The following is a 23,562-nucleotide window of genomic DNA, read 5'->3' on the forward strand; positions in this document are numbered from 1 at the left end:
GGAAAGGAGAATTTTCTTGCCCAAGTTGAAAGACACCTATCCGCTCTATCTCAACAACAAGGCCGAGCAGCCCAACACCGATCTCGCCGTCACCGACAAGTTTACCGGAGAAGTCGCGTTTCGTGTGGCGCTTGCCGATGCCGAGACGATCGACAAGGCCATCGTCGGCAACGTCGCCGCTACCGAGCCGATGGCGCGGCTTGCTTCCTACGAAAAGCAGGATGTGTTGATGCATTGCGTCAGCCGCTTCAAGGAGCGGTTCGACGAGCTCGCCTATGCGCTGTGTGTCGAGGCGGGCAAGCCCATCGGCGACAGCGAGGGCGAAGTCACGCGCCTGATCGACACCTTCCGCATTGCCGCCGAAGAAGCCGTGCGCAATTACGGCGAGGTCATGCCGCTCGACATTTCCGAGCGGGCGAAGGGATACCAGTCGATGTGGAAGCGCGTGCCGATCGGGCCGTGCAGTTTCATCTCGCCGTTCAACTTCCCGCTCAATCTCGCCGCGCACAAGATTGCGCCCGCAATCGCGATGGGGTGCCCGTTCATCATCAAGCCTGCATCCAAGACACCGCTAGGGACGATCATTATCGGCGAGGTGCTGGCCGAATGCGATGTGCTGCCCGAGGGTGCTTTTTCGGTACTCCCGGCGAGCCGCGACGGTGCGGATCTGTTCACGACCGACGAGCGCCTGAAACTGCTCAGCTTTACCGGTTCGCCGGCGGTCGGTTGGGCGCTGAAAGCGCGTGCGGGCAAGAAGAAGGTCGTGCTCGAACTCGGCGGCAACGCGGCAGTGATCGTCGACCACGACGCCGATCTCGACGATGCGCTCGAGCGGATCGTGTTCGGCGCGTTCTACCAGTCGGGACAGTCGTGCATCGGCGTCCAGCGGATCATTATCCACGAGGACATCTACGACCGCTTCCGTGAAATGCTGGTCGAGAAGACGAAGACGCTGGTCGCGGGAGACCCGAAAGACCGCTCCACCTTCATCGGCCCGATGATCTCCGAAGGCGAGGCTACGCGGCTCAAAGGCTGGATCGACGAGGCGGTCGAAGGCGGGGCGACACTCCTGTGCGGCGGCGGTCTGTCGAACGGCAACATGCTCGAAGCGACGCTGCTCGAGAATGTCGAAAAGGATGCGCGAGCCTTGAACGAAGAGGCTTTCGGCCCGCTCGCGATCCTGCAGAAGTTCAGCGACTTCGATGGGGCGCTGGCCGAGGTGAACCGCTCCGAATTCGGCCTGCAGGCGGGCATCTTCACCCGCGACCTGTTCAAGATGTTCGACGCGTGGGACCGGCTGGAAGTCGGAGGCGTCGTGATCAACGACGTGCCGAGCTACCGCGTCGACAACATGCCCTATGGCGGGGTGAAGGATTCAGGCCTCGGACGCGAAGGCATTCGCTTTGCGATGGAAGATATGAGCGAGATCCGGAACCTCGTGATCCGGCGCTAACGAGAGCGCCGCCCCGATCCGATCGAGGCGGCGCTTTCCGTTTATTGTCGTTGTTTACTCGGCAGCCATGTGGCGATGCCCGATCATCGAGGTGCTGCGTGCGATGAGCGATTGGTACTCTTCCCACAGCGCGTTGGCCTTGTCCTCGCCACCAGCGAGTTCGGAGAGCGCAGCAAACCATTTCTCCCCGTCCGGATTGCTCGTGTAGGTGAGCTCGACAGGGCCATCTTCCATGCGCCACACGACGAGGAAATCCCATTCACCTGTTTGCAAATGGACGAGAACCGGCTTTGCCGTATCCGCAGCGTCCGATGCTTTCTCGAAATAGTCGCGAATGATTTCTTCCGCCCGACCCCGCTTACCGGGTTTGATGTCGACCATGATGATATTCAGATACCGAGCGTTCTCGCGAACCGACGGTCCTTCGCTGTGGTTATCGGCCAAGGCAGAAGCCGGGATTGCGGCCAGAGCGGTTGCAGCAAACAGAAAAGTAAATTTACGCATAAAGAGTCCCCCAGTTTGAATTGCTTGGCGCTTTAAGAACTGGGCGACCCCGCCAAGGTCCGTCGGTTATATCGGATAAGCGCATTTTTGGCGAATCCGGACTGATTGCGGCCCGTTCAGCTCTCCTCGAGCAGCAACAGCACGGCTGTAACCACCATTCGTTCGTCCTCGCCGCCGAAACGGTGATCGACTTCGCGTATTGTCGCTTCTGCCACCAGCTGGCCGGGGATGGTGAATTCATGATCGGGCAGGGCGGTGATGAATTCCTCGCCCGCTTCGACTGCCTCGCGCCCGTCGAAGTCGAGCATCACTTCGTGCCGCGTCCCCGAGAACGTGATCGAGGCCCAGGCCTTCTCCTCATGTTTGAGCAAGCTTGCCTGCCCGTTGGTCAGTGCAAGCAACGCGTCGCGGACGCGATCGGCGGTGGTGCGACGCGGGCGATAGCGGCGCGCGACCTGCGCCGACTTGGTTTCGAGCAGTGCGGGGTGTGCGAAAGTGTCGATCAGCATGGGGCAAACTCCTTGGTTTCGATGAACGCTGCGGCGGCTTCATATTCCGCCATCCAGCGCAGCGTGCGCGCTTCGGTCGCGGGGCGTGGTATGCGACCCATGCGCAGGTCGAGCACGAAACGGGGGTCGTGCGCAGCAAGGCGACCGAACTTGGTCGCCGCCATGTCGTGGGTGCGCAGGAACTTCTCGACTTTGCGGATCAACATGGTCTCCCCCGTGGGCTGGATTGGAACGGTCGAATCACTCGATGTTCTTTAAATGTTCCAACTGAAATCCTAGGCGATTATCCCTTTCCGACACGTAGGTTTTGTGCTATATAATGGGCATGACGAAAGCACCGACACTCCGCCAATTCCAAGACCGCTTCCCCACCGAGGATAGCTGCCTAGAGCACCTGAAACTGGTGCGCTTTGGCGAGCGTCACGAGTGCGAAAAGTGCGGCAAGGATGCCCAGTTCTACCGGATCGCGAAGCGGCGCTCATATGGCTGCGAGCATTGCGGCCACCAAGTCTACCCGACTGCTGGCACACCCTTTCACCGGACGCGCACGAGCCTTCGTGATTGGTTCTATGTCATGTTCCTGTTCTGCTCGAAGCGGAACGGTGTGAGCGCCAAGGAAGTCGAGCGCCAGATCGGTGTCACCTACAAAACCGCTTGGCGCATGTGCCACGAAATCCGCAAGTATATGGCGGCGGTCGATGGCGATGAACCGATCGGCGGGCCGCTCACCACGGTTGAAATCGACGAGACCTATATGGGCGGTGAAGTCGAAGGCAAAGGTTCGGGCTACAAGGCAAACAAGGTGGCCGTGATCGGCATGGCGCAGCGTGGCGGTGACATTGTGATCCGCGTTCTCCCGAACCGTCGCAAAGAGACGATGAACCAGATTATCCCGCTGCACGTGAAGGCGCACACCGAAGTCCACACCGACGAGTTCGGCGGCTATAACGACCTAAGCATTCTCAACGGCTACTGGCACAAGAAGGTGAACCACTCGAAGGGCGAGTATGTCGCCAAGGGCGGGGTATCGACCAACAGCGTGGAGGGCTTCTGGGCGCAGCTAAAGCGCTCGATCCACGGCACTCACATCCATGTCAGTCAGAAGCATCTGTCGAAGTATCTGGGCGAGTTTGAGTTCCGTCACAATCGCCGGAACCGTCCCGAGACGATGCTTTCGGAGTTGATGACTTCTTTCTCGCGCTAGGCTTCTCGCCATGCACCATGGCTTCTAACAGTCGGTCGAATTTGTCGTGCGCATCATTCATCTTGTGAGCATACAGCAAACTCTTAGCCGTTTACAGCCTGCTGCGCGAAATGAGCTGAAGCGTCCTTCGCTTCATTTGTGTGCCCGTCTCGCAGTAGCGGTGTCATTTGCGACAGGTAGTACTCCATCGCACCAATTTGCTGACGAGCGTCGAGGTTTGAGAAGTTCGGCACAATGAGGCCCGCTTTCTCAAAAGTGATGAGCAGGGAAAATGCGTCGCTCATTAGGTTGTTCATCGGATAAAGGCGCTCTGCCAGAAAAGTCGAGTTTCGATGTTCATTGAACCGATGAAGGATCACCGATGCCGGTCTTGCAAGACTTTGTAGTTTCTGTGTCGGATTCAATTTCACTTTCTTTGGGCTAGGCCAGAATAAGATGGCACCGGCTGCCAAAACAAGAAGGACGCTAAGAATCCCACCCCAGGGCAAAGACGAGATATCTGCCAGCGAAATATCGGATGCGTAGTGCGCAATCATCGCACTAATTCCGAAACCGAAAAGCGCATCAACAACTGCGCCAGCGGCGAATAACAAGGCCGCAGCCAAATATTTCTGCCATCTGGGTTTTTCGCGCATTCCGGCGTCATAGCGCGCACCTCCGATTCGCTGGAGTCATCGGCACGAGACTTTCCACGGACACGTGTCGGAAGGGGATAATCACCAAATCCTACTTGTCTAGGAAAAATCCTATGCTATAGGAAAAATAAAGGGTCACATCGACGAAAAGCGAGGAATTCTGCGGATGAGCGGATCGAAAAGATCATCGCAGCGCGAGCGGCTTGCCGAGCTGGCGCGGGAACGGGGGGCGAGCCTGAGTGGCCTTTCCGAGATGCTTGGTCGTAATCCCGCGTATCTCCAGCAGTTTATCAAGCGCGGCACGCCGAGGCGGCTGGGAGAGAGCGATCGGTGGAAGCTGGCGCAGTTCTTCGGGGTGGACGAGGTTGAGCTTGGCGGCGAAGGTAAGGAAAAATCCTATATTGACGCGTCGTTCGGGCGCCGATCAGGCTATATCGACGTCCCGAGGCTCGACATCGGTGCCTCTGCAGGTCCCGGGGCGCTTCCCGCTAGCGAAGCGTTTTTCGACGCATTCCGCTTTTCGCGCCGTTGGCTTGCCGAGCAGGGTCTCGAAGGTGCGCAGCTTTCAGCGATCACTGTCCAGGGGGATTCGATGCAGCCGCTCCTCAACGATGGCGACGAAATCCTCGTCGATCGCTCGCCCCGCCGCTTCCGGGACGGGGTGCACGTCGTGCGCCTGGACGATACACTGATGGTGAAGCGCGTCGCGAGCGCGGGGCCAGGGCGTCTTACGCTGCTCAGCCAGAACCTCGCCTACCCGCCAGTCAGCGTCGCGGCAGAGGATGTGGAAATTATCGGCCGGGTGGTCTGGAAAGGCGGGCGGGTTTAACCCACATACTCCCGATGACCGACAGACCCACTCCGCCAATGAAAGCCGCGATCATCCCGGTGACACCGCTGCAGCAGAACTGCTCGCTGATCTGGTGCACCAAGACCAACAAGGCTGCGCTGGTCGATCCCGGCGGCGACCTCGACCGGTTGAAGGAAGGCGTGGCCAAGGCCGGTGTCGAGCTTGAGAAGATCCTCATCACCCATGGCCATCTGGATCATTGCGGACAGGCTGGAATGCTTGCCGACGAGCTTGGACTGCCGATCGAAGGGCCGCACGAAGACGACCGCTTCTGGATCGCCCAGCTGGACGACGATGGCGCGCGTTGGGGGATGCATGCACAGACCTTCGAGCCGACCCGATGGCTCGAGCACGGCGACAAGGTCACCGTCGGAGAACTCGAACTCGATGTGATCCATTGCCCTGGCCACACGCCCGGCCATGTCGTGTTCTTCCACGAACCGAGCCGCTTCGCGATCGTCGGCGACGTGCTGTTCCAGGGCAGCATCGGCCGCACCGATTTCCCCAAGGGCAATCACCAGGACCTGATCGACAGCATCACCCAGCGTCTGTGGCCGCTCGGCGAGGACGTGATGTTCATCCCCGGCCACGGCCCGACCAGCACCTTCGGTCAGGAGCGCAAGACGAACCAGTTCGTAAGCGATATGGCGCTGGGCTGAGTCCTACAAGATCCTCGCGGCAATCAGCGCGGCGTAAACGCCAAGGCCTAGCAGCGTCAGCATCGTAACCAGCGTTCCGATCATCCGGCCCTTGCCGAGCGAGCCTCCATCCATGCCGAAGCCGTGCGCCACGCGCCCGAGGATGAAAAGGCCTGCGACATAGGCGAGCCAGGGATCGCCTTTGCCCGTGATTTCGATCGCGGCGATCAGGATCAGCACGAAGGGAGCGCTCTCGACGAAGTTGGCCTGCGCGCGCATCCGGCGGATGACGTTCTCATTATCCTCGTCTCCGACGAAGATCTTCTCGGCCGCGCGGACCCGTCCGATGCGGACCATCAGCCAGAGGTTTAGAATGGCCGCCGCAGCCGCAGTCGCCAGTGTAACCGGAAGCAATACCATCGAGATGATCCCCTCAAGAAGTGTAGCTCGCGGTGCTAAACGCACGCCGCCATGCTTGCAACGCGCGAATATTCCGCTATAGCGCGCGCCTTCCCAGCCAACTTACGGCCCGGACGCATCGCCAGCCCTTGTGCTTGTGCGAAACGCGCCCATGTCCTAAGGGCGGCTGCAAGACGTAACGTCAACTGACACGAACACACGTATTTATTTGAGGAAATGGTGCCGCCATGGCTGTTCCAAAGAGAAAAGTATCGCCCCACCGCCGTGGCAATCGCCGCGCACACGATTCGCTCAAGGTCGAAGCGCATCACGAATGCTCGAATTGCGGTGAACTGAAGCGCCCGCACAACCTGTGCCCGCACTGCGGTTACTACAACGGTCGTGAGGTCGTCGCGGTCGGGCTCTAAGCCCCCGAAGCGATGAATACGGAGAGAGAGCTATGAGCCTGCCGCGTATCGCCGTTGATGCGATGGGCGGTGATGAAGGCGTGCGCACCATGATCGAGGGCGCTGCGCTGGCTCGCCGTTCTCACGACAAGTTCCAGTTCCTGCTGGTCGGCGACCAGACCAAGATCGAGACCGCGCTCGAAGCGCACCCGAACATGCGCGGTGCCTCGGAAATCCTCCACTGCGAAGATGTGATCAGCGGCGACGAGCAGCCCAGCCGGGCGATCCGCCGGGCAAAGACTACCAGCATGGGTCTCGCCGTAAACGCGGTGAAGGAAGGTGCCGCCGGCGCTGCAGTCAGCGCGGGCAACACCGGCGCGCTGATGGCGATGAGCAAGATCGCGCTGCGCACCATGCCGGGGATCGATCGGCCCGCGCTCGCCGCGCTTATGCCGACACTCGAACCCCACGACGTGGTGATGCTCGATCTCGGCGCAAACACCGAGGCGGACGCGCGCAACCTCGTGCAGTTCGCGGTGATGGGCGCAGCCTATTCGCGGATCGTCAACGGCTTCGAGAAGCCGACCGTGCGCCTCCTGAATATCGGCACCGAAGAGATCAAAGGCACCGATGCGCTGCGCGAGGCGGCAGCCAGGCTGGCTGCCGCGACAGCCGATCCGGAAAGCGGCCTTGCGCTCAATTTCGACGGGTTCGTCGAATCCGACAAGATCAATCGCGGCGAGACCCATGTGGTCGTGACCGACGGCTTCTCCGGCAATATCGCCCTGAAGGCGATCGAAGGCGCCGCGCGGTTCGTGACCGATCTGCTCCGGCAGGCCTTCACCAGCTCACTGCGTTCGAAGGTCGGGTTCCTCGTGTCGCGCCCTGCGACCGAGCTGCTGCGCCACCACCTCGACCCCAACAACCACAACGGTGCGGTCTTCCTCGGCCTCAACGGTGTGGTGGTGAAGAGCCATGGCAGCGCGAATGCGAAGGGTGTTGCGCATGCGGTGAACGTCGCCGCGCGGCTGCTCGAGGACGATCTGACACAGCGCATTTCGGACGACCTTGCCGAACTCGGCGAAGCCGCGCTCAAGGAAAACGGCAATGTCGCCGCCAATCCCGGCAGCGAGGCGGCAGAGTGACAGGTGCCCGGCTGCTCGGTTCGGGTTCGGCACTGCCCGAACGGGTGGTCACCAATGCCGAGCTCGCCGCGAAAATCGATACCAGCGACGAATGGATCGTGGAGCGCACCGGGATCCGCCAGCGTTACATCGCGGGTGAAGGCGAAACGACCTCGACGCTCGCAATCGATGCTGCCCGCGCTGCGATTGCCGATGCCGGCATTCCGGCGGAAACCATCGACATCATCATCCTCGCGACCGCGACGCCCGACAACACCTTTCCCGCGACCGCGACCAAGGTGCAAGATGCGCTCGGCTGCAATGGCGGGATCGCCTTCGATGTCCATGCCGTATGCTCGGGTTTTCTCTACGCGTTGACGACTGCCGATTCGCTCCTGAAAACCGGAATGGGAAAGCGCGCTCTGGTGATCGGTGCTGAAACATTCAGTCGAATCCTCGACTGGGAAGACCGCACCACTTGCGTGTTGTTCGGTGACGGCGCCGGGGCGGTCGTGCTCGAAGCGCCCGAACCCGGCGCGGCTTCCGAAAGCGGTATTCTTGCGAGCCGCCTCCATGCCGACGGGGCGCAGCATGACCTGCTTTTTGTCGACGGCGGACCCTCGACGACGCAAACCGTCGGTCATTTGCGCATGAAGGGCCGCGAGGTGTTCCGCCATGCCGTGGTCAATCTTGCCAATGTGCTTCATGAAGTGCTTGAAAAGGCGGATGTTTCGGTGTCCGACATCGACTGGGTCGTGCCCCACCAGGCCAACGCGCGCATCCTCGATGCTACCGCCAAAAAGCTCGGCATCCCGCCGGAAAAAGTGGTGGTCACGGTCGATCGCCATGCCAATACGTCCGCCGCTTCGGTGCCGCTTGCTTTCGATGTGGCGCGGCGCGACGGACGGATCAAACCAGGCGATCTCGTCATGTTCGAAGCCATGGGCGGGGGCTTTACCTGGGGCGCTAGCCTGATGCGCATCTAACGCGCGACGTTTCACTCTGTGTAAAATTTGTACACGCTGCGTCACGCAAGTTGCGATTCTTACGATAAAACTTTACACTTCATACTCTTCGTAGCGGGTCGCACCGACGAAGGAGAGACGCCAATGATGCGTTCAGTAGGCACGTTAACGCGGGCTGACCTGGCTGAGACAATAAATAGAAAGCTGGGTTTCAGCCGGGCAGAGTCGCTCGATCTGGTCGAGGCCATCCTCGACAAGATGAGCGATGCACTGGCCGGTGGTGAAAATGTAAAAATATCCGGTTTCGGAAGTTTCGTCCTCAGGGACAAGAACGAGCGGATCGGCCGCAACCCCAAAACCGGGGTCGAGGTTCCGATCACTCCGCGCAGGGTGATGACTTTCAGGGCAAGCCAATTGCTCAAGGAGCGCATCGCCAAGGGCGATTAATGTAACTGGAGTGGGCGCATGGCTGAATTCGACGATGGCAAGGACGAAGGCGCGCTGCGCACCATCGGCGAAGTCAGCGATGCGCTCGACATCAAGCCGCATGTCCTGAGGTATTGGGAGCAGCAGTTTTCGCTGCTCAAGCCGCTCAAGCGCAGCGGCGGACGACGCTATTACCGTCCGAAAGACGTGGAGCTGGTCGAAACGATCGACCGGCTCGTCAATCAGGAGGGGTATACGCTTAAGGGCGCCGAGGCCGTTTTGCGTTCATCCGGCAAGTCGGAACTCGACCGGCGCCGGAGTGATCGCCGGAGCGGTGATCGCCGCGCGAGCGCGGACAGCGGCGGGGACCTTGCCCGACCGGCTGCGCCCGACCACAGGCCGAAGATCGTCGAGGCAGTTGCGCGGCTCAAAGCGATTCGCACCCGGCTCGAGCGCGCGATCGAAGTCTGAATGTGACTGCGGGGCGGCCTATTCGGCTGCCATCAATTCGGCTTCGCCCAGGTCGACGCTGACCAGTCGCGACACACCCTTTTCTGCCATTGTCACGCCGAAGAGCCGGTGCATCCGGCTCATCGTAACCGCATTGTGGGTGACGATCAGGTAGCGCGTGTTGGTGGTGTTCACCATCGAGTCGAGCAAATCGCAGAATCGCTCTACATTGGCATCGTCGAGCGGCGCATCGACCTCGTCGAGCACGCAGATCGGTGCGGGATTGGTCAGGAACAGCGCGAAAATCAGCGCGGTCGCGGTCAGGGCCTGCTCGCCGCCCGACAGCAGCGACAGCGATTGCAGCCGCTTGCCCGGTGGCTGGGCGTAAATTTCGAGACCGGCTTCGAGCGGATCGTCGCTGTCGATCAGCGCGAGATGCGCCTGCCCCCCCTGGAACAGCCGCGTGAACAGCTCACGGAAATGTCCATCGACCTCTTCGAAGGCGGCGCGGAGCCGTTCGCGACCCTCGCGGTTGAGGCTGCCGATCGAACCGCGCAGCCGCGCGACCGCTTCGGTAAGTTCGGCCTGCTCGCTGGCGTTGGTGCCGTGCTCTTGCTCCAACCGTTCGAGCTCCTCGGCGGCGACGAGATTGACCGGACCGATCCGCTCGCGGCTGGCCACAAGCTTGTCCATCTCCTCGCTTTCGGCGGAGGAATGCTTCACATTCTCTTCGGCGAATTCGAAGCGCTCGGCGAGCAGCGGCGGCGGGCACTGGAAGCGCTCGCCGGATACGCGCGCCATCTCGCCGCGGCGTGCCTCTTCGCTTTCGGCGCGGGCGACCAGCGTCGCGCGGCCTTCGCGCGCCTGTGCGAGGTTTTCGGTAACGTCGGCGAGTTTGCGTTCGGCGGCGGTGACCACCTCCTGTGCAGCGTTCTTGGCTTCCTCGGCGGCGGCAAGCTCGGTGTTCAGCCGTTCGCGCATCACATCGCCCTGTTCGATCTCGGCCATCAGCGCGGCGGGCTTGGCTGCGATCACCGCGCGCTCTTCCTCGATTTCCTCGAGCCGTCGCCCGGCTTCGGCGGTGCGCTGGGTCGCTTCGGATGAGCGCGCCTTCCAGTTTGCGTGATCCGCCTGCTGGGCCGCGAGCCGTTCGCGCGCTACCGCAAGGCCCTGATCGTGCGATGCAAGCTCTGCGAGCGCGGCCTGAACCGCCGACTTGGCGGCCTCGTGCTTGGCCTGTGCCGCCTCGAGTGAAGCACGGCCGGTATCGGGCGAGGGCAGGGTATCGCGCTGCTCCCGCGCGGCGGCGAGTTCGGCCTCGGCTGCCTTCAACTGCTCAGCGATTTCGCGTTCGCTTTCGGCCAATTCCTCCAACCGGGCGGCGATACGATCTTTCGCGGCCTCGGCCTGATCGAGCGCCCGCAGAGCCCCTCGCTCCGCCTCGATCGCACTTGATAGTTCCCGCTCCTGCGCCACGAGACGGGTCTGCAGGGCGGAAAGCTCCTCGCGTGTGGTGCGTTCCTCGGCTTCGGCGAGCTGTGCCGCGCCGCGCAGATCGGGAAGCAGGCCTTCGAGTTCCGTCAGACGGTTCGCCGCTTCAAGGCGGGCGGCCTCCGCGGACCCTTCGCCGCGCGCTACGAACCCGTCCCAGCGGCGCAGGTGGCCACCGGTCGTGACCAGCCACTCACCCGGTGCGAGCGAGCGTCCATCGTCTGTGTCCGCGACATGCACCAGCGCAAGCCGTGCGCGCAATTCGGCGGGGCAGGCGCTGATATGGTCGAGCAGGCTGTCGGCAACCTGCGAAGGTGCGTCGGTTCCGGTCCAGAAGCGCCCTTCGTCATCGCCAGCCGGATTGCCCAGGGGCGATTTGGCATCGCGCCCGAGCACCGCCGCGAGCGCGCGTTCGTATCCCGGTTCGACACCGACCTTGTCGAGCGCGACCGGCAGACCCTTACGGTTTGCCGCGCTCTTGGCCCGCGCATCGCGATCGCGGGCGAGGGCGGTGAACTCGCGCTCGATCCCGGCAAGTTCGGCCTTCGCCGTGGCAAGCGCAGCGGCGGCCTCGTCGCGTGCGGTTTGCAGGTCGCCCTTGCGCGTCTGCGCGTCCTCGATCGTGGTCCGCAGGCGAGCGACCTCGCCGGCCGCGTCGTCGGCGGCCTCGCGCGCGGAAATCACCGCAGCTTCGGGATCCTGTCCGTCCGAGAGTTCGGCGCGCGTCGCGGCGATCCGTTCGCTCTCGCGGGCAAGGCGCGCGAGCCGCGCTTCGGCCTGCTCGATCGCGGCCTCGGCCACACGCCATTCGGCTTCGACCCCGGCGTGATCGGCGGTCGCCTTGGCAAGCGCAAGTTCGGCGGCACGACTGGCGCGTTCGGCATTCTCGCTGCGATCTGCGATCTGTGGCCGAGCGGTTTCGGCCTGTTCGACCGTCGCCTTGCTTGCATCGATTTCGCGCGCGAGCCGCGATAGCGCTTCGACCGCATCGGCAGTGAGGCGGTCTGCGTCCTTGCGGTCTTCTTGCAGCCGCGCCTTTTGCCGATCGAGATCCGCGAGCCGTGCTTCCGCCGCTTCGAGCTTCTCGGACAGCGCTGCCATGCGGTGGCCGTGTGCGCTGGCGTCTTCGCGGCGGTCGGCGAGTTCGTCGCGCGCTTCGGCGAGTTTTGCCGCTGCCTCGCCCTGTTCCTTCTGCGCTGCCTTGCTTGCTTCCTGAGCCGCAGCGACGCGCGCCTCTGCGTCTTCGGCGGCCTTGCGCGCTTCCTTGGCGGCATGCGCCGCGTCGCGCCAGCGCGCGAACAGCAACCGCGCCTCGGCCACGGTTATCTGGTCGGAGAGCTTCTTGTAACGCTCGGCCTGTTTGGCCTGGCGCCGGAGCGAGGCCATTTGCGAATCCAGCCCCGCCATCAGGTCTTCGAGCCGCGCGAGGTTGGCTTCGGTCGAGCGCAGCTTGCTCTCGGCGTCTTTACGCCGGACATGCAGGCCCGAGATGCCGGCCGCTTCTTCGAGCATCTTGCGGCGCTCGGCCGGTTTTGCAGCGATCACCTGGGCGATCTTGCCCTGGCTGACGAGTGCGGGAGAATGCGCGCCGGTTGCCGCATCGGCAAAGGTCAGCGCAACATCCTTCGCACGGACATCGCGGCCGTTCACGCGGTAGGCGCTGCCAGCGCCGCGCTCGATCCGGCGTGTTACGACCAGCTCTTCGCCTTCGGCGTCGCTGGCGTGCAGGACGACTTCGGCGAAGGCCCGTTCGGGCCGGGCCGAAGTGCCCGCGAAAATCACGTCTTCCATCCAGCCCGAGCGCATCGATTTGGCCGAGGTCTCGCCCATAACCCAGCGGATTGCTTCCAGCAGGTTGGACTTGCCGCAGCCGTTCGGCCCGACGACCCCGGTCAGCCCGGGCTCGATGCGCAGTTCCGCCGGCTCGACGAAGCTCTTGAAGCCGCTGAGCTTGAGCCGGTGGAACTGCATGGGTTGGTGGTGCTCCCGCTTACTCGGTCCGCGCGCCGGCGCGCTGCAGGACGGGTTCGAGATCGGCCCACTGGTTCACCTCGAGCTTGCGCCCGTTGAGGAGCCATGAGGGGGTGCCCGTGAGGTTGAGCTCCTGACCCTGCTGCTGGGAACGTTCGGCAATACCTTCGATGTTCGGGACATCGGCAAGACACTGGCGCGCCTGATCGGCCGAGAGGCCGCGCGCGGAGAAGAAGTCGATCAGGCCGGAAACCTCGCCGATTTGTACGAAACGTTCTTCCAGCGGCAGGTCACCGGTGGCGTTGATCGCTTCGGCATTGGCGGAAACGCCGCCCATCACCTCTTCGAACTGGACCCATGCCTGATCGGCGAGGACCTGCATGCTCTCCGGCTGGCCGCAGCGCACCAGCGTCGCAATCGTCAGATCCACCGGGTTGGCGATCAAATTGCGCAGCTCATAGCTCACCACGCCGGTCGAAACGTAGTCTTCCTTGAGCGGGGTCGAGCCGGTCTGCGCGAAATAGGCGCAGGCGCTGCAAGTGTGCGACGCGTATTCGACCAGCTTGAGCGGTGCGTCAGGGTTGCCGAGGACGTATCCGCCTTCCTCGCTGATGTTGACGGTTTCGGTCCAGCTGGTGCCGTCGGGAGCCGGGATCGCTTCGATCGGCTCGCCGGCGGGAGCACCGCCTTCTTCCGGGGCGCTGTCACATGCAGAAAGCGCGAGCGCCAGCGGGGCAATCGCGCCGATTGCCATTGCGCGTTTGGTTGAGACGGAACGGATCGAAATCATGTCGATGTCACCTTCATTCGAATGGAGGAAGTTAAACGGGGGGTGTCGCGTGCGCCAATAGCGGCTCGGCACGCGCTTGTGCAAAAATATTGCATAACTCACCGGGCGCTTCGTTTTGGCACATCTATCGAGCGAATCCGGCGTTTAGTCGTTTTCCGGGACCGGCCGGAAGTGCTCACGCAAGACCGGATAGAGCGCATCCCAGTCGTGAACGCCTTCGAGCAGCTTGCCGTCGAGCGCGAAATGCGGCTTCGAAAAGCCTTCGGCATCGGTCGGCAGGCCGAATTCCTGATTGTCGGCGGTAGCGCTTTCCTGAAGCCCCAGGATCGTGCCCCGGCTGTTGAGGCACAGATTGAGGTCCATCCGCGAATAGCCGCGTCGTTTGGCCATCATATCGTCGAAATCCAGCGCAGAAGCCAAGGAAGTGCGGGAACTCGTGTACCCCCGGGACCATATGGCACGATTGTAGGCCGAGGCCGAATTCCACCGTTCCATCCAGCGCTTCTGGTCGCGCATGAACATGGCGTGGTTCACCTTGAACTTCGCCGGCTCGCCGCAGGCAGCGAGAAGCGCGAGCGGGAGGTCTGCGGGGTGATCGAACCGCAGCCGGATTTCGAGGCTCAGCAGTCCCGGTGCGAGCAGCGCGATATCGAGCTCGGGGTCGCCCCTAAAGGCGAACTCATAACAGCCTTTGCAGGCGTAACTGGTGAATATGATCAGCCGCGTTTCGGCGTCGGGATTGCCGATCAGCCAGCCGTTTTCAGTCCGCTCGACGGTGGCATGCCATGCTTTGCGGCTTGTGTTGTCCTTGAAGGCGCTGTCGGGATTGCTGAGCAGCTGCGCCGAAAGGGGCGCGGCAATCACTGTTCCCGCGAGCGCCAGCGCGCCGGTTACCGCTTTGATCACGCGTCCTTTTCCCCGTCCTTCTTATCGAAACTGCGCGCGAGGCTTTCGAGCACCTGGCGGAGTTCGGGATCGCCGATATCGCGCAACGAGTCTCCCAGTTCCATCGGGATCGGCTTGAGCGAAGGCGGCGGCTTTGCAGGTTCTTCAGCACGCGGAGGCTTAACCGCGCCTTGCCGGATCTTGATCCGCGAGACCGCGCTGTATCCGAAGAAACGGTTTACCCGTTCGATGATTTCGGGGATCACCTGCTGGATCAGCGGCGCATGCGCCGGGGCGACGACCAGTTGCAGGATGCCCTCGGACTTCTCGCCCGGCGGAAAACGGATCGCTTCGGGACTGCACACCCGGGCGTGATGCGGACCGACGATTTCGGGCCAGCGGGTGACGACCGAACTCTGTACGAAGCCGAAGCGGCGGAATGCAGTGCGGCCGATTTCAGGCATGAGGTCGCCGATCGCCTTCGGGCCGCCGCCACGGGGCCGTTGGTACGGCTTAGGCACCTTTCTGGTGCCTTTCTGTGGCTTCTTGTCGGTGTCGCTTCCCATCGCACTCTCAGCCATGCCATAGGGCCGCCGTGACTTCCACCGCTGCCGACATCTCGTCCACGCTGATCGACTGGTACGATACGCACGCCCGCGACCTGCCGTGGCGCAATCCGCCCGGCATGCCGGTGCCCGACGATCCGGCGTGGCCCTATCGCGTGTGGCTTTCCGAAGTGATGCTGCAGCAGACGACGGTCGCGGCGGTGAAGCCCTATTTCGAGAAATTCACCTCGATATGGCCGAATGTCGAGGCGCTGGCGCAGGCATCCGAAGACGAGGTTATGGCAGCGTGGGCGGGCCTTGGATATTACTCGCGGGCTCGCAATCTGTTGAAGTGCTCGCGTGAAGTCTCTGACCTCGGCGGATTTCCCGAGAGCGAAGATGCGTTACGCAAGCTTCCGGGCCTTGGCGCCTACACGGCGGCGGCGATCGCCGCGATCGCCTTCGGTCAGCGTGCGGTGGTGGTCGATGCGAATGTCGAGCGTGTGGTGGCGCGGCTGTTCGACATTGAGGAGCCGTTGCCCGGTGCGCGAAAGACAATCCGCGAACGGGCCGAAGCCATCACGCCCGAACACCGGGCGGGCGACTTTGCGCAAGCGATGATGGATTTGGGTTCCAGCATCTGCACCAGCAAATCGCCGCGCTGCCTCCTGTGCCCGCTCGCCGATGCCTGCGAGGGCCGCAAGGCAGGAGAACCCGAGCGGCTTCCCGTCAAGCCGCCAAAGAAGGCCAAGCCCGAGCGGCGCGGCACCGCCTACTGGATCGAGCGAAAGGGACACGTCTGGCTGGTTACCCGCGAGGGCAACGGCATGCTGGGCGGGATGCGGGCGCTACCCGACGACGGCTGGTCCGCGCGAGAGGACGGTTCGGGTCCGGCTCCGGTGGATGCGAATTGGGAAGAACTCGGCGCGGTCCGCCACACTTTCACTCACGCACACCTCACGCTCGGCGTCGTTCGCGCCGAGGCTTCGGACGAACCGACCGGGTCAGGCGAGTGGTGGCCGATCGAGAGAATCGACGAGGCGGGCCTGCCGACGCTGTTCGCGAAGGCCGCCCGGCTTGCGCTGGCGCGGGATTAGAAAGTGCCGCCGGTGATCGCCAGCCTGATTGCGATCAGCACGATCACGAACAGGCAGAAATTGCGGCCCGAATTGCTTGATGAGAGTTGTCCAATCCCCGCGCCAAGCCCTGCGACGGGCAGAAGCAGCCAGTTGAGCAGGCCGACGACGGGCAGGAGGAACGGGATTGCGAGGATCAGGCAAACGAGGCCGATCAGCCAGGAGATGAGATTGAGCATGTGTGTTATATAAGTATAACACCATTGCTCGACAAGTCCCGATTGACCACTGAATTCATCTGCCTCACACAGGCGCAAACCGAGTCTCCGGAGAATACCCCATCATGGCATTTCGCACTTTCGAACCGACCGATCTTTCACGCCGCGCCTTGCTTCGTGGCGGCGGCTATATGGCCGCCGGTGCTGCTCTGGCATCGCTTCCGTTCGGACGCGGTCTGCTCGCCCACGATGTCAGTCACGCATGGCCGAACGTGGCTGCACTGGCCGAAAAGTATGTCGGCGAGGGCAAGGTAGCAAACCTGTATGCGACGTTCGGCTGGGGCCGCGACGACATGGCGCACACTGTTGGTGGCGGCACTCTCTCGATCGACGGTTCGACCGAGGTCGATATGGATTCGCTTTACCGCATCTATTCGATGACTAAACCGGTGACCGGCATCGCCACGATGATGTTGATCGACGAGGGCAAGCTCGGGCTCGACCAGCCGCTCTATGACATCCTGCCCGCCTACCGCGAGATGATGGTCCAGAAAGAATATGACGGCGCGATCACCGAAGACAATCTCGAGCCGGCGAAGGGCCCGATCACGATCCGGCAATTGCTCACACATACTTCAGGTCTCGGCTACGGGATCGTCCAGAAGGGTCCGATCAAGGACGCCTACGAGGAACAGGGTCTGGTTCCCGGACAGGTAACCCGTTTGCCGATCCCGGGCATCGGGCGGGCCGAGGCAGTCCGCAGCCTCGAAACCTTCGCCGATCGCCTCGCCGAGCTGCCGCTGGTGCTCCAGCCCGGCACGAAGTGGAGTTATTCGGTCAGTCTCGACCTGCTCGGGCGCGTGATCGAGGTGGTCGAAGGCAAGCCATTCGATGTCGTGCTTCAGGAGAAAATCTTCGATCCCTGCGGCATGACCAGCACCTATTTCACGGTGCCGGATAGCGAAATCGGCCGCTTTACGGACAATTACGGAATTCTCGCAGGTACTCCGATGCCAATCGATCCGGCGGAAAGCTCGATCTATCTTGACGAACCGGCCTTCCCGTTCGGCGGGGCAGGGCTGGTTTCGAGTCCAAGGGATTATGACCGCTTTCTGCGAATGCTGCTCGGCTATGGCAAGATCGGCAATGAGCGGGTGATGGGGGAGCTTGCAGTCCGCGTTGCGACGTCCAACATCCTGCCCAGGACCGCTACGACCGAAGGGACCTGGGTTGCAGGACAGGGCTTCGGCGCAGGGGGCCGCTCGACCAATGGCCAGTATGGCTGGGGTGGGGCAGCAGGCACGCTCGGCGCGGTCGATTTCAATCTCGGACTGCGCGCGGCCCTGTGGACGCAATACATGCCGACCGAGGCGTTCCCGATCCGCGACGAGTATATGGCCGCGCTCGAAAAGGATCTGATGGCGATGCGCGCTGCCAAGGCGGCATAATGAACCATCCGGCGCATCCCGAGCTCGCCCGCACCGGACCCGTCGCATTCTCCGGTTCCCCGATCGATCGCGCAGACAACCTTCGTGCCGATCCCGATGCGCTCGCGGGCATGATGAACTGGAAGGCGCGGCTGCTGAAGCTCGACGAGCTCATGCCCGAACTGGACGACACAGGTCGATTGGCGTGGGGCACTCTGGCCGATGCGCCCGAGGATGCCGAACTGGTGTTTCTCGGGATCGACCGGGCAGACGGCGGCGAGAAGCCCTGCTTTGCGGCAATTCCGAAGCAAGGCGATGCCAGCCCGCGCATGGCCAATCCCAAGCTGTGGTCGCTCATGGCAACGCTAGAGCCGGGCGATCTTGCGACCTACGGAGGGGCACGGAGCCTGGTCGATTGGCACGCCCGCCATCGTTTCTGCGCAGAGTGCGGTGCCCCGACCAAGGTCGCCAAAGGCGGCTGGCAGCGCAGCTGCGACGCCGGACAAAGCGGCTGCGGCGCGCAGCACTTTCCGCGCACCGACCCGGTCACGATCATGCTGGTCGAATACGATGGGCGCCTGATGCTGGGACGCGGCAAGGGTTGGCCCGAGCGCAGTTTTTCCGCGCTCGCAGGCTTCGTCGAGCCGGGCGAAACGATCGAAGAGGCTGTCGCGCGGGAGGTATATGAGGAATCCGGAGTGCGGGTGCGAGACGTGTCCTACGTCGCGAGCCAGCCGTGGCCGTTTCCGAGCCAGCTTATGATGGGCTGCCACAGCTACGCCGATGACGACGAATTGGTCATAGACGAGACCGAGATGGCGGAAATCATCTGGTTCACTCGCGAGGAAGTGATCGCTTCGCTCGAAGGCGACGGGCCGTTCCGCGCGCCGCCCCCGCACGCCATCGCCTGCAACCTGATGAAATGGTGGCTATCGAAATGACCGCACCCGACACACTCACCATCGACATCTACTCCGACGTCATGTGCCCGTGGTGCCTGATCGGATACGGGCAGTTGAGCAAGGCGCTGGACGAGCTGGAGTGCGAGATCGAGGCGGAAATCCGCTGGCGTCCGTTCGAACTCAATCCCGACATGCCTGCCCAAGGCGAAGAGCAGGAGGCGCATCTCCAGCGCAAGTATGGCCGCTCCGCCGAGGAAGGTGCCGCCTTGCGCAACCGGATGAGGGCGATTGCACAAGAGGCGGGCGTCTCCCTCAATTTCGAAGGCGAGGGGGAAGCGCCTCCAGCGATGATGTGGAATACCCGCGATGCGCACAAGCTGCTCGGCTTCGCGCTCGAACAGGCGGGGCCGCAGGTGCAAACGCAATTGAAACTCGCGCTGTTCGAGGCGCATTTCAACCGCCGCGAGCGGATCGGGGATCGCGAAGTGCTGCTCGATATCGCCGCTGGCGTCGGCCTCCACCGCGAGGCGGCCAAAGCGGCGCTCGAAGACGAGGCGCTGGAAGCGCGGGTGATCGCCGAGGAGCGTCAGGCCTGGGACATGAATATCTCCGGCGTCCCGGCAATGATAGTGAACGGCAAATTCATGGTGCCAGGTGCGCAGGGGGCCGAAACCTACGTCAACGTGCTGCGCCGGGTGGCCGAAAAGAGCCGGGCGGAAGCGCAGTGACCGAATTTGCTCCGCGCACTGCTGTCATCACCGGCGGGGCAAGCGGGATCGGACTGGGGATCGCCCGGCGGTTGGCGGGGCAGGGCGTGCAGGTCATGGTCGCCGATCTCCCGACCCCAGCGATCGAGCGCGCGGAGGCGATAGACGGTATCACCACCTTCCCATGTGATGTTTCGGAGCTCGAACAGGTCGAGTCGCTGGCCGATGCAGCGTTTGCGACATTCGAAACGGTCGATCTGGTGCTGAACAATGCGGGCGAGAGCGGACCGAACGGCAAGCTGTGGGAAGTCGACCCGGAGCTTGCCCGGGCGCACTTCGATGTCAATTACTGGGGCGTATGGAATGGCTGCCGTGCCTTTGCTCCACGTCTGATCGCGCAGGAAAGCGCCAGCGCGATCTACAACACCGGCAGCGAAAACAGCTTTTTCTGTGCGGTCCCGCATTCGGCCGCCTACATCGCGGCCAAGCACGCCGTTCTGGGTCTGACCGAGAGTTTTCGCGAGGACCTGCCGGCGCACGTCCACGCGGGCCTGATCGTTCCCGGGTGGGTGTTCACCCCGCTCGGCCCGGAGCGCTTCATGAAGTTCGGCATGGATGTCGATCACTACGTCGACATCGTCCTTCCGCAAATCCTCGCGCGAAGGCGCTTTGTCGTCAGTCACGGATACAACCGGGTCCGGATCGCCGAGCGTATGGACGAACTTGCATCGAGCTTTGCCGAATATGCTCTGCCCTCCGAGGAGGACGCACAGCACGACGTTCGCCTGGTGATGAAGCAGTTGCGTCAGCCGTAGACAGCAAACCTATGAGCAGCGCTTAAATTGAGGGTGGACAAGGAGTTGCTGTCGGTCGCAGACTGCCCTTACGTTCAACCGAAGGAGTCTTGTCGTGAGCCAACCCGTTTCTCTCCGCACCATCGCAGCCCTTTCTCCGCTGGCCCTGCTCGCAGCCTGCGGAGGTGGAGGTGAAGACGTTTCCCCGGTTGGCGAGGAACCGGCCGTCATTGGCGAGCGGCAAGACAATTACGAAGCGATCGGCGATGCCTTCAAGGCGATCCGCGCGCAGCTCGAAACCGGGTCACCCGACTTTGCTGTGATCGGCAACAGCGCGAGCGAGATTAACGAACGCGCACAGAAGATCACCGGCTACTTTCCCGAAGGCACCAGTGTGGATTCGGGCTACGACACCGAAGCGCTCGCAACGATCTGGGAAAAGCCCGCCGAATTCGAGCAGGCCGCGCAGGATCTCGTCGACGCCAGCGCCGAGCTTTCGGGCATCGCGGTGACTGGCGATGCGGCTGCAGTCGGCGAGGGCGTCAAAAAGCTCGGCGGAACCTGCAAGGCATGCCACGACCAGTTCCGTCTCGACGACGATTGACGACCCGCTAGCGCAATGGCGACCCGACCGGTCAGAGTCTGGGACCTGCCCGTCAGGCTCACGCACTGGAGCTTCGTCGTACTGGTCCCGGCGATGTGGTTCACCGCGGAGAACTCGCATTGGGGCTGGCATACGCGGCTCGGCCACGTCCTGCTCGGCCTGATCCTTTTCCGCATTCTCTGGGGCTTCCTCGGCACAAGCACCGCACGCTTTTCGAGCTTCGTGCGCGGACCGAGGCGCATCCTCGCCTATCTGAGGGGTGGATATGCGGAAGACCGTCAGATCGGGCACAATCCCTTGGGCGCGCTGGCGGTGATTGCCTTGTTAGGCGTGATGCTCGCCCAGATCGGCATGGGATTGTTCGCGGGAGACCCCTACGATGGCGCGACCGGTCCGCTCAATCCGCTCGTCGGCGTGATGACCGCCGACACGCTGACCGATTGGCACGAAGCGTTCTTCTACGTCGTGGCGGGCCTCATCGGAGTGCACATTCTCGCCATCGGGTTCTACGCGGTGCTGCGGATGGACGATCTGGTGGGGCCGATGATTACCGGCAAACGCGAGGCTGCGGCGGATATCGATGGCATCGGGGCGATGAAGTGGGGCCGCGCAGCGGTTTGCGCGGCTATTGCAGCGGCGGCCGCGCTCTGGATCTGGTTTGGGGCACCGCCGTTGACTTGACGCCTAGATAAGCGCGAGCTTTTCCAGCTTTGCTGCAAGCTTTCCGGGCAGCGCATCACCGATGTCTTCGCCCGGGGCGAGATCGCGCGGGGGCTCGCCCTTGAGATAGCGCCAGCCCTGGTGGGCACGCTTGGTGCGCGGGTGGACGCGGATCAGTTCGGGCTTCAACTCGATCCGCCAGCGCCCGTCGTCGCCTTGGGAAAAGCCGGTGATTTCCGAGCGCGCGACGATTGCATGCTGGTGAATCCAGTAGAGCGATCCGCCAATGCATTGCTCCCACTTCGTCGGGCGGTACTTGGTCGTGAGATGCGGGCTGCGCCGACCGGCATACCAGCTTTCGATATCGGAATAACTCTGCGCGCCGTACGCGATCTTGGTCAGGTGGAGCGGCATACTGTAAAGATGGCGGTTGGCACGGCGCGGCTCAACCCCCCGGGATCACATTGTGACCAGCCCGCTGACGACCGCGAGCCCGAGGAAGGCGAAAAAGCCCATCGAATCGGTGATCATGGTCACGAAAACCGACGAGGCGACCGCCGGGTCCTGGTCGAGCCGTTCGAACACCACTGGCACCAGCACGCCCGCGAGGCCTGCGACCGCAATATTGATGATCATTGCCACCGCGATCACCGCGCCCATCATCGGGCTGAAGAGCAGACTCGCAGCGATCCCGATCAGCACCGCGACAGTCCCGCCGTTGAGCAAGGCGACGCGCAGTTCCTTCCACAGGATGCGGCGGGTGTTGGCACGGGTCAGCTGGTTGGTCGCGATCGCACGCACCGCCACTGCCATGGTTTGCGTACCGGCATTGCCACCGATGCTGGCGACGATCGGCATCAGCACCGCGAGCGCGACGAGTTGCTCGATCGCCGCGCCGAAGAACGCGATGATCGCGGAGGCGACCACCGCCGTGCCGAGATTGGCGATCAGCCAGCGCACCCGGCTCGAAAAGGCTTCGCGGATCGGCTCGTTGATGTCGCCGTCGCCCGCACCCGATAGCAGCAGGGCGTCCTCGCCGGCCTCTTCGGAGATGATGTGGACGATATCGTCGACCGTCATCTGGCCGACCAGTCTTCCGCTGTCGTCCACCACCGCAGCCGAGATCAGCGCGTATTTCTGGAACATCAGCGCAACCTCTTCCTGGTCCATTGTGACCGGGATCAGCTGCTGGTCGCGCTTCATGATGTCGGTCAGCTTGACCCAACGCGGAGTGGTGAGGATCCAGTTCAGAGCGCAGGTGCCGACCGGATGATGCGCGGCGTCGATCACGAACACTTCGAAGAAATCGTGTTCAAGATCGCCGTTTTCGCGCAGGTAATCGATCAGGTCGCCGACGGTCAGGTGTTCGGGCACCGCCATCACATGGCGGTTCATCAGTCGCCCGGCGGTCTCTTCCGGGTAGGCGAGCGCGGAATTGACTGCTTCAGCAGTTTCGGGCTCCAGCTCAGCGATGATCGCGCGCTGGTCGTCCTCGTCGAGGTCTTCGAGCAGCTGCACCGCATCGTCGGTCTCGAGCTGTTCGGCGATGGTCGCGACCGCATCGGGCGGCAGCGCTTCCATCATCATTTCGCGAACGTGGTCGTTCAGCTCGGCGACCACTTCGACGCTCATCAGGTCGGTGATCGCCTCGGCCAGTTCGGCGCGTTCGTCGCTGTCGAGCAGCTCGATAAGGTCGGCGATGTCGGCTGGGTGGAGCGGCTCGACGAGATCGTAGACCGCCCCCTTGTCGCCCTCTTCGAGGGACTCGCGCACGCCCCTGATATATTCGGGCTTGAGCCGGTTTTCCTCGTCGTGGCGTTCGTCGTCGATCCGGTCGTCGGGGCGCACTTCTTCTTCGGCTGCGTCGCCGACGATGGTTTCGTCTTCAAGGGCGCTGGGATCGACCATTTGGGCGGGTTTAGAGTCGC

The 23,562-nt window shown here is 62.7% G+C and carries 28 protein-coding genes; 16 read left to right on the plus strand and 12 right to left on the minus strand.

The window, feature by feature from the left end; genetic code table 11:
- Positions 1 to 10 precede the first annotated feature (10 nt).
- Complete coding sequence (locus ACI5KX_RS06490) at positions 11 to 1,453, plus strand: aldehyde dehydrogenase family protein (RefSeq protein WP_406811333.1); 1,443 nt, start codon at positions 11 to 13, stop codon at positions 1,451 to 1,453.
- 54 nt (positions 1,454 to 1,507) lie between these two features.
- Here the strand turns inward: ACI5KX_RS06490 and ACI5KX_RS06495 are convergent, their stop codons facing one another.
- The 3 genes from ACI5KX_RS06495 to ACI5KX_RS06505 all read right to left on the minus strand — a co-directional run bounded on the left by ACI5KX_RS06495 (position 1,508) and on the right by ACI5KX_RS06505 (position 2,672).
- Positions 1,508 to 1,957 carry a hypothetical protein gene (locus tag ACI5KX_RS06495; RefSeq protein ID WP_406809860.1) on the minus strand — a complete coding sequence of 150 codons (450 nt, stop codon included), beginning with the start codon at positions 1,955 to 1,957 and terminating at the stop codon, positions 1,508 to 1,510.
- Positions 1,958 to 2,073: 116 nt separating this feature from the next.
- Positions 2,074 to 2,466: a hypothetical protein gene (locus tag ACI5KX_RS06500; RefSeq protein WP_406809861.1), complete on the minus strand. Its 393-nt coding sequence runs from the start codon at positions 2,464 to 2,466 to the stop codon at positions 2,074 to 2,076.
- Positions 2,460 to 2,672 (minus strand): hypothetical protein, encoded by a 213-nt coding sequence (locus ACI5KX_RS06505; protein WP_406809862.1) that lies wholly within the window; start codon positions 2,670 to 2,672, stop codon positions 2,460 to 2,462. The genes ACI5KX_RS06500 and ACI5KX_RS06505 overlap by 7 nt, the downstream gene beginning before the upstream one ends.
- 119 nt (positions 2,673 to 2,791) lie before the next feature.
- Here ACI5KX_RS06505 and ACI5KX_RS06510 point away from each other — a divergent pair, with 119 nt between their 5' ends.
- The gene (locus ACI5KX_RS06510) at positions 2,792 to 3,670 is read left to right on the plus strand and encodes an IS1595 family transposase (RefSeq protein ID WP_406809863.1); all 879 of its coding nucleotides are present in this window, start codon (positions 2,792 to 2,794) and stop codon (positions 3,668 to 3,670) included.
- An 83-nt stretch (positions 3,671 to 3,753) separates the two neighbouring features.
- Here the strand turns inward: ACI5KX_RS06510 and ACI5KX_RS06515 are convergent, their stop codons facing one another.
- Positions 3,754 to 4,305: a hypothetical protein gene (locus ACI5KX_RS06515; RefSeq protein ID WP_406809864.1), complete on the minus strand. Its 552-nt coding sequence runs from the start codon at positions 4,303 to 4,305 to the stop codon at positions 3,754 to 3,756.
- A gap of 166 nt (positions 4,306 to 4,471) precedes the next feature.
- Between ACI5KX_RS06515 and ACI5KX_RS06520 the strand changes: the two genes are divergently transcribed.
- Both ACI5KX_RS06520 and ACI5KX_RS06525 read left to right on the plus strand, forming a co-directional pair.
- Entirely contained in the window at positions 4,472 to 5,134 is a 663-nt protein-coding gene (locus ACI5KX_RS06520; RefSeq protein WP_406809865.1) for a helix-turn-helix transcriptional regulator, read from the plus strand.
- 38 nt (positions 5,135 to 5,172) lie between these two features.
- Positions 5,173 to 5,814 (plus strand): MBL fold metallo-hydrolase, encoded by a 642-nt coding sequence (locus tag ACI5KX_RS06525; protein ID WP_406811334.1) that lies wholly within the window; start codon positions 5,173 to 5,175, stop codon positions 5,812 to 5,814.
- Positions 5,815 to 5,817: 3 nt separating this feature from the next.
- Here the strand turns inward: ACI5KX_RS06525 and ACI5KX_RS06530 are convergent, their stop codons facing one another.
- Positions 5,818 to 6,213 carry an MAPEG family protein gene (locus ACI5KX_RS06530; protein ID WP_406809866.1) on the minus strand — a complete coding sequence of 132 codons (396 nt, stop codon included), beginning with the start codon at positions 6,211 to 6,213 and terminating at the stop codon, positions 5,818 to 5,820.
- A gap of 227 nt (positions 6,214 to 6,440) precedes the next feature.
- Here ACI5KX_RS06530 and rpmF point away from each other — a divergent pair, with 227 nt between their 5' ends.
- The 5 genes from rpmF to ACI5KX_RS06555 all read left to right on the plus strand — a co-directional run bounded on the left by rpmF (position 6,441) and on the right by ACI5KX_RS06555 (position 9,585).
- Complete coding sequence (gene rpmF / locus ACI5KX_RS06535) at positions 6,441 to 6,620, plus strand: 50S ribosomal protein L32 (RefSeq protein ID WP_152435052.1); 180 nt, start codon at positions 6,441 to 6,443, stop codon at positions 6,618 to 6,620.
- 32 nt (positions 6,621 to 6,652) lie between these two features.
- Positions 6,653 to 7,744, plus strand: a complete 1,092-nt coding sequence (gene plsX, locus ACI5KX_RS06540; RefSeq protein ID WP_406809867.1) for a phosphate acyltransferase PlsX — start codon at positions 6,653 to 6,655, stop codon at positions 7,742 to 7,744.
- Entirely contained in the window at positions 7,741 to 8,709 is a 969-nt protein-coding gene (locus ACI5KX_RS06545) for a beta-ketoacyl-ACP synthase III (RefSeq protein WP_406809868.1), read from the plus strand. The genes plsX and ACI5KX_RS06545 overlap by 4 nt, the downstream gene beginning before the upstream one ends.
- Positions 8,710 to 8,832: 123 nt before the next feature.
- Positions 8,833 to 9,135 (plus strand): integration host factor subunit alpha, encoded by a 303-nt coding sequence (locus tag ACI5KX_RS06550; RefSeq protein WP_406809869.1) that lies wholly within the window; start codon positions 8,833 to 8,835, stop codon positions 9,133 to 9,135.
- Positions 9,136 to 9,153: 18 nt separating this feature from the next.
- Positions 9,154 to 9,585, plus strand: coding sequence for a MerR family transcriptional regulator (locus ACI5KX_RS06555; protein WP_406809870.1), 432 nt, complete (start codon positions 9,154 to 9,156; stop codon positions 9,583 to 9,585).
- Between the two features lie 18 nt (positions 9,586 to 9,603).
- On the opposite strand, the gene smc is transcribed toward ACI5KX_RS06555, so the two are convergent.
- From smc to ACI5KX_RS06575, 4 genes are all read right to left on the minus strand, one after another.
- A complete protein-coding gene (gene smc, locus ACI5KX_RS06560) occupies positions 9,604 to 13,026 on the minus strand; it encodes a chromosome segregation protein SMC (protein WP_406809871.1) in 3,423 nt (1,140 codons plus the stop codon).
- Positions 13,027 to 13,045: 19 nt separating this feature from the next.
- Positions 13,046 to 13,816 carry a thioredoxin domain-containing protein gene (locus ACI5KX_RS06565; RefSeq protein ID WP_406809872.1) on the minus strand — a complete coding sequence of 257 codons (771 nt, stop codon included), beginning with the start codon at positions 13,814 to 13,816 and terminating at the stop codon, positions 13,046 to 13,048.
- A 144-nt stretch (positions 13,817 to 13,960) separates the two neighbouring features.
- The gene (locus tag ACI5KX_RS06570; protein WP_406809873.1) at positions 13,961 to 14,722 is read right to left on the minus strand and encodes a thioredoxin domain-containing protein; all 762 of its coding nucleotides are present in this window, start codon (positions 14,720 to 14,722) and stop codon (positions 13,961 to 13,963) included.
- Positions 14,719 to 15,282, minus strand: a complete 564-nt coding sequence (locus ACI5KX_RS06575) for a DUF721 domain-containing protein (RefSeq protein WP_406809874.1) — start codon at positions 15,280 to 15,282, stop codon at positions 14,719 to 14,721. The genes ACI5KX_RS06570 and ACI5KX_RS06575 overlap by 4 nt, the downstream gene beginning before the upstream one ends.
- Positions 15,283 to 15,296: 14 nt before the next feature.
- Between ACI5KX_RS06575 and ACI5KX_RS06580 the strand changes: the two genes are divergently transcribed.
- Positions 15,297 to 16,343, plus strand: coding sequence for an A/G-specific adenine glycosylase (locus tag ACI5KX_RS06580; protein ID WP_406809875.1), 1,047 nt, complete (start codon positions 15,297 to 15,299; stop codon positions 16,341 to 16,343).
- On the opposite strand, the gene ACI5KX_RS06585 is transcribed toward ACI5KX_RS06580, so the two are convergent.
- Entirely contained in the window at positions 16,340 to 16,561 is a 222-nt protein-coding gene (locus ACI5KX_RS06585; protein WP_406809876.1) for a hypothetical protein, read from the minus strand. The genes ACI5KX_RS06580 and ACI5KX_RS06585 overlap by 4 nt on opposite strands.
- A 104-nt stretch (positions 16,562 to 16,665) precedes the next feature.
- Between ACI5KX_RS06585 and ACI5KX_RS06590 the strand changes: the two genes are divergently transcribed.
- From ACI5KX_RS06590 to ACI5KX_RS06615, 6 genes are all read left to right on the plus strand, one after another.
- Positions 16,666 to 17,988, plus strand: coding sequence for a serine hydrolase domain-containing protein (locus ACI5KX_RS06590; protein WP_406809877.1), 1,323 nt, complete (start codon positions 16,666 to 16,668; stop codon positions 17,986 to 17,988).
- Entirely contained in the window at positions 17,988 to 18,908 is a 921-nt protein-coding gene (gene nudC / locus ACI5KX_RS06595) for an NAD(+) diphosphatase (protein WP_406809878.1), read from the plus strand. The genes ACI5KX_RS06590 and nudC overlap by 1 nt, the downstream gene beginning before the upstream one ends.
- Positions 18,905 to 19,597: a DsbA family oxidoreductase gene (locus tag ACI5KX_RS06600; protein ID WP_406809879.1), complete on the plus strand. Its 693-nt coding sequence runs from the start codon at positions 18,905 to 18,907 to the stop codon at positions 19,595 to 19,597. Before nudC ends, ACI5KX_RS06600 begins: the two co-directional genes overlap by 4 nt.
- On the plus strand, positions 19,594 to 20,391 hold the full coding sequence (locus ACI5KX_RS06605; protein WP_406809880.1) for an SDR family NAD(P)-dependent oxidoreductase: 798 nt from the start codon (positions 19,594 to 19,596) through the stop codon (positions 20,389 to 20,391). Before ACI5KX_RS06600 ends, ACI5KX_RS06605 begins: the two co-directional genes overlap by 4 nt.
- 94 nt (positions 20,392 to 20,485) lie before the next feature.
- Complete coding sequence (locus tag ACI5KX_RS06610) at positions 20,486 to 20,974, plus strand: c-type cytochrome (protein WP_406809881.1); 489 nt, start codon at positions 20,486 to 20,488, stop codon at positions 20,972 to 20,974.
- 15 nt (positions 20,975 to 20,989) lie between these two features.
- On the plus strand, positions 20,990 to 21,655 hold the full coding sequence (locus tag ACI5KX_RS06615) for a cytochrome b/b6 domain-containing protein (RefSeq protein WP_406809882.1): 666 nt from the start codon (positions 20,990 to 20,992) through the stop codon (positions 21,653 to 21,655).
- Between the two features lie 3 nt (positions 21,656 to 21,658).
- On the opposite strand, the gene ACI5KX_RS06620 is transcribed toward ACI5KX_RS06615, so the two are convergent.
- Together ACI5KX_RS06620 and mgtE are read right to left on the minus strand one after the other, a co-directional pair.
- The gene (locus ACI5KX_RS06620; protein WP_406809883.1) at positions 21,659 to 22,048 is read right to left on the minus strand and encodes a DUF1489 family protein; all 390 of its coding nucleotides are present in this window, start codon (positions 22,046 to 22,048) and stop codon (positions 21,659 to 21,661) included.
- A 45-nt stretch (positions 22,049 to 22,093) separates the two neighbouring features.
- Positions 22,094 to 23,542 carry a magnesium transporter gene (mgtE, locus tag ACI5KX_RS06625; RefSeq protein ID WP_406809884.1) on the minus strand — a complete coding sequence of 483 codons (1,449 nt, stop codon included), beginning with the start codon at positions 23,540 to 23,542 and terminating at the stop codon, positions 22,094 to 22,096.
- Positions 23,543 to 23,562: the final 20 nt, after the last annotated feature.

Origin of the sequence: Erythrobacter sp. GH1-10, from assembly GCF_045363165.1 — a bacterium.
GTDB lineage: Bacteria > Pseudomonadota > Alphaproteobacteria > Sphingomonadales > Sphingomonadaceae > Erythrobacter.

Excerpts from the sequence above, each read along its gene's own strand:
- ACI5KX_RS06495 (WP_406809860.1), bottom strand. The coding sequence starts at position 1,957 with ATGCGTAAATTTACTTTTCTGTTTGCTGCAACCGCTCTGGCCGCAATC.
- ACI5KX_RS06500 (WP_406809861.1), bottom strand. The coding sequence starts at position 2,466 with ATGCTGATCGACACTTTCGCACACCCCGCACTGCTCGAAACCAAGTCG.
- ACI5KX_RS06505 (WP_406809862.1), bottom strand. The coding sequence starts at position 2,672 with ATGTTGATCCGCAAAGTCGAGAAGTTCCTGCGCACCCACGACATGGCG.
- ACI5KX_RS06510 (WP_406809863.1), top strand. The coding sequence starts at position 2,792 with ATGACGAAAGCACCGACACTCCGCCAATTCCAAGACCGCTTCCCCACC.
- ACI5KX_RS06515 (WP_406809864.1), bottom strand. The coding sequence starts at position 4,305 with ATGCGCGAAAAACCCAGATGGCAGAAATATTTGGCTGCGGCCTTGTTA.
- ACI5KX_RS06520 (WP_406809865.1), top strand. The coding sequence starts at position 4,472 with ATGAGCGGATCGAAAAGATCATCGCAGCGCGAGCGGCTTGCCGAGCTG.
- ACI5KX_RS06525 (WP_406811334.1), top strand. The coding sequence starts at position 5,173 with ATGAAAGCCGCGATCATCCCGGTGACACCGCTGCAGCAGAACTGCTCG.
- ACI5KX_RS06530 (WP_406809866.1), bottom strand. The coding sequence starts at position 6,213 with ATGGTATTGCTTCCGGTTACACTGGCGACTGCGGCTGCGGCGGCCATT.
- rpmF (WP_152435052.1), top strand. The coding sequence starts at position 6,441 with ATGGCTGTTCCAAAGAGAAAAGTATCGCCCCACCGCCGTGGCAATCGC.
- plsX (WP_406809867.1), top strand. The coding sequence starts at position 6,653 with ATGAGCCTGCCGCGTATCGCCGTTGATGCGATGGGCGGTGATGAAGGC.
- ACI5KX_RS06550 (WP_406809869.1), top strand. The coding sequence starts at position 8,833 with ATGATGCGTTCAGTAGGCACGTTAACGCGGGCTGACCTGGCTGAGACA.
- ACI5KX_RS06555 (WP_406809870.1), top strand. The coding sequence starts at position 9,154 with ATGGCTGAATTCGACGATGGCAAGGACGAAGGCGCGCTGCGCACCATC.
- smc (WP_406809871.1), bottom strand. The coding sequence starts at position 13,026 with ATGCAGTTCCACCGGCTCAAGCTCAGCGGCTTCAAGAGCTTCGTCGAG.
- ACI5KX_RS06565 (WP_406809872.1), bottom strand. The coding sequence starts at position 13,816 with ATGATTTCGATCCGTTCCGTCTCAACCAAACGCGCAATGGCAATCGGC.
- ACI5KX_RS06575 (WP_406809874.1), bottom strand. The coding sequence starts at position 15,282 with ATGGCTGAGAGTGCGATGGGAAGCGACACCGACAAGAAGCCACAGAAA.
- ACI5KX_RS06585 (WP_406809876.1), bottom strand. The coding sequence starts at position 16,561 with ATGCTCAATCTCATCTCCTGGCTGATCGGCCTCGTTTGCCTGATCCTC.
- ACI5KX_RS06590 (WP_406809877.1), top strand. The coding sequence starts at position 16,666 with ATGGCATTTCGCACTTTCGAACCGACCGATCTTTCACGCCGCGCCTTG.
- nudC (WP_406809878.1), top strand. The coding sequence starts at position 17,988 with ATGAACCATCCGGCGCATCCCGAGCTCGCCCGCACCGGACCCGTCGCA.
- ACI5KX_RS06600 (WP_406809879.1), top strand. The coding sequence starts at position 18,905 with ATGACCGCACCCGACACACTCACCATCGACATCTACTCCGACGTCATG.
- ACI5KX_RS06615 (WP_406809882.1), top strand. The coding sequence starts at position 20,990 with ATGGCGACCCGACCGGTCAGAGTCTGGGACCTGCCCGTCAGGCTCACG.
- ACI5KX_RS06620 (WP_406809883.1), bottom strand. The coding sequence starts at position 22,048 with ATGCCGCTCCACCTGACCAAGATCGCGTACGGCGCGCAGAGTTATTCC.
- mgtE (WP_406809884.1), bottom strand. The coding sequence starts at position 23,542 with ATGGTCGATCCCAGCGCCCTTGAAGACGAAACCATCGTCGGCGACGCA.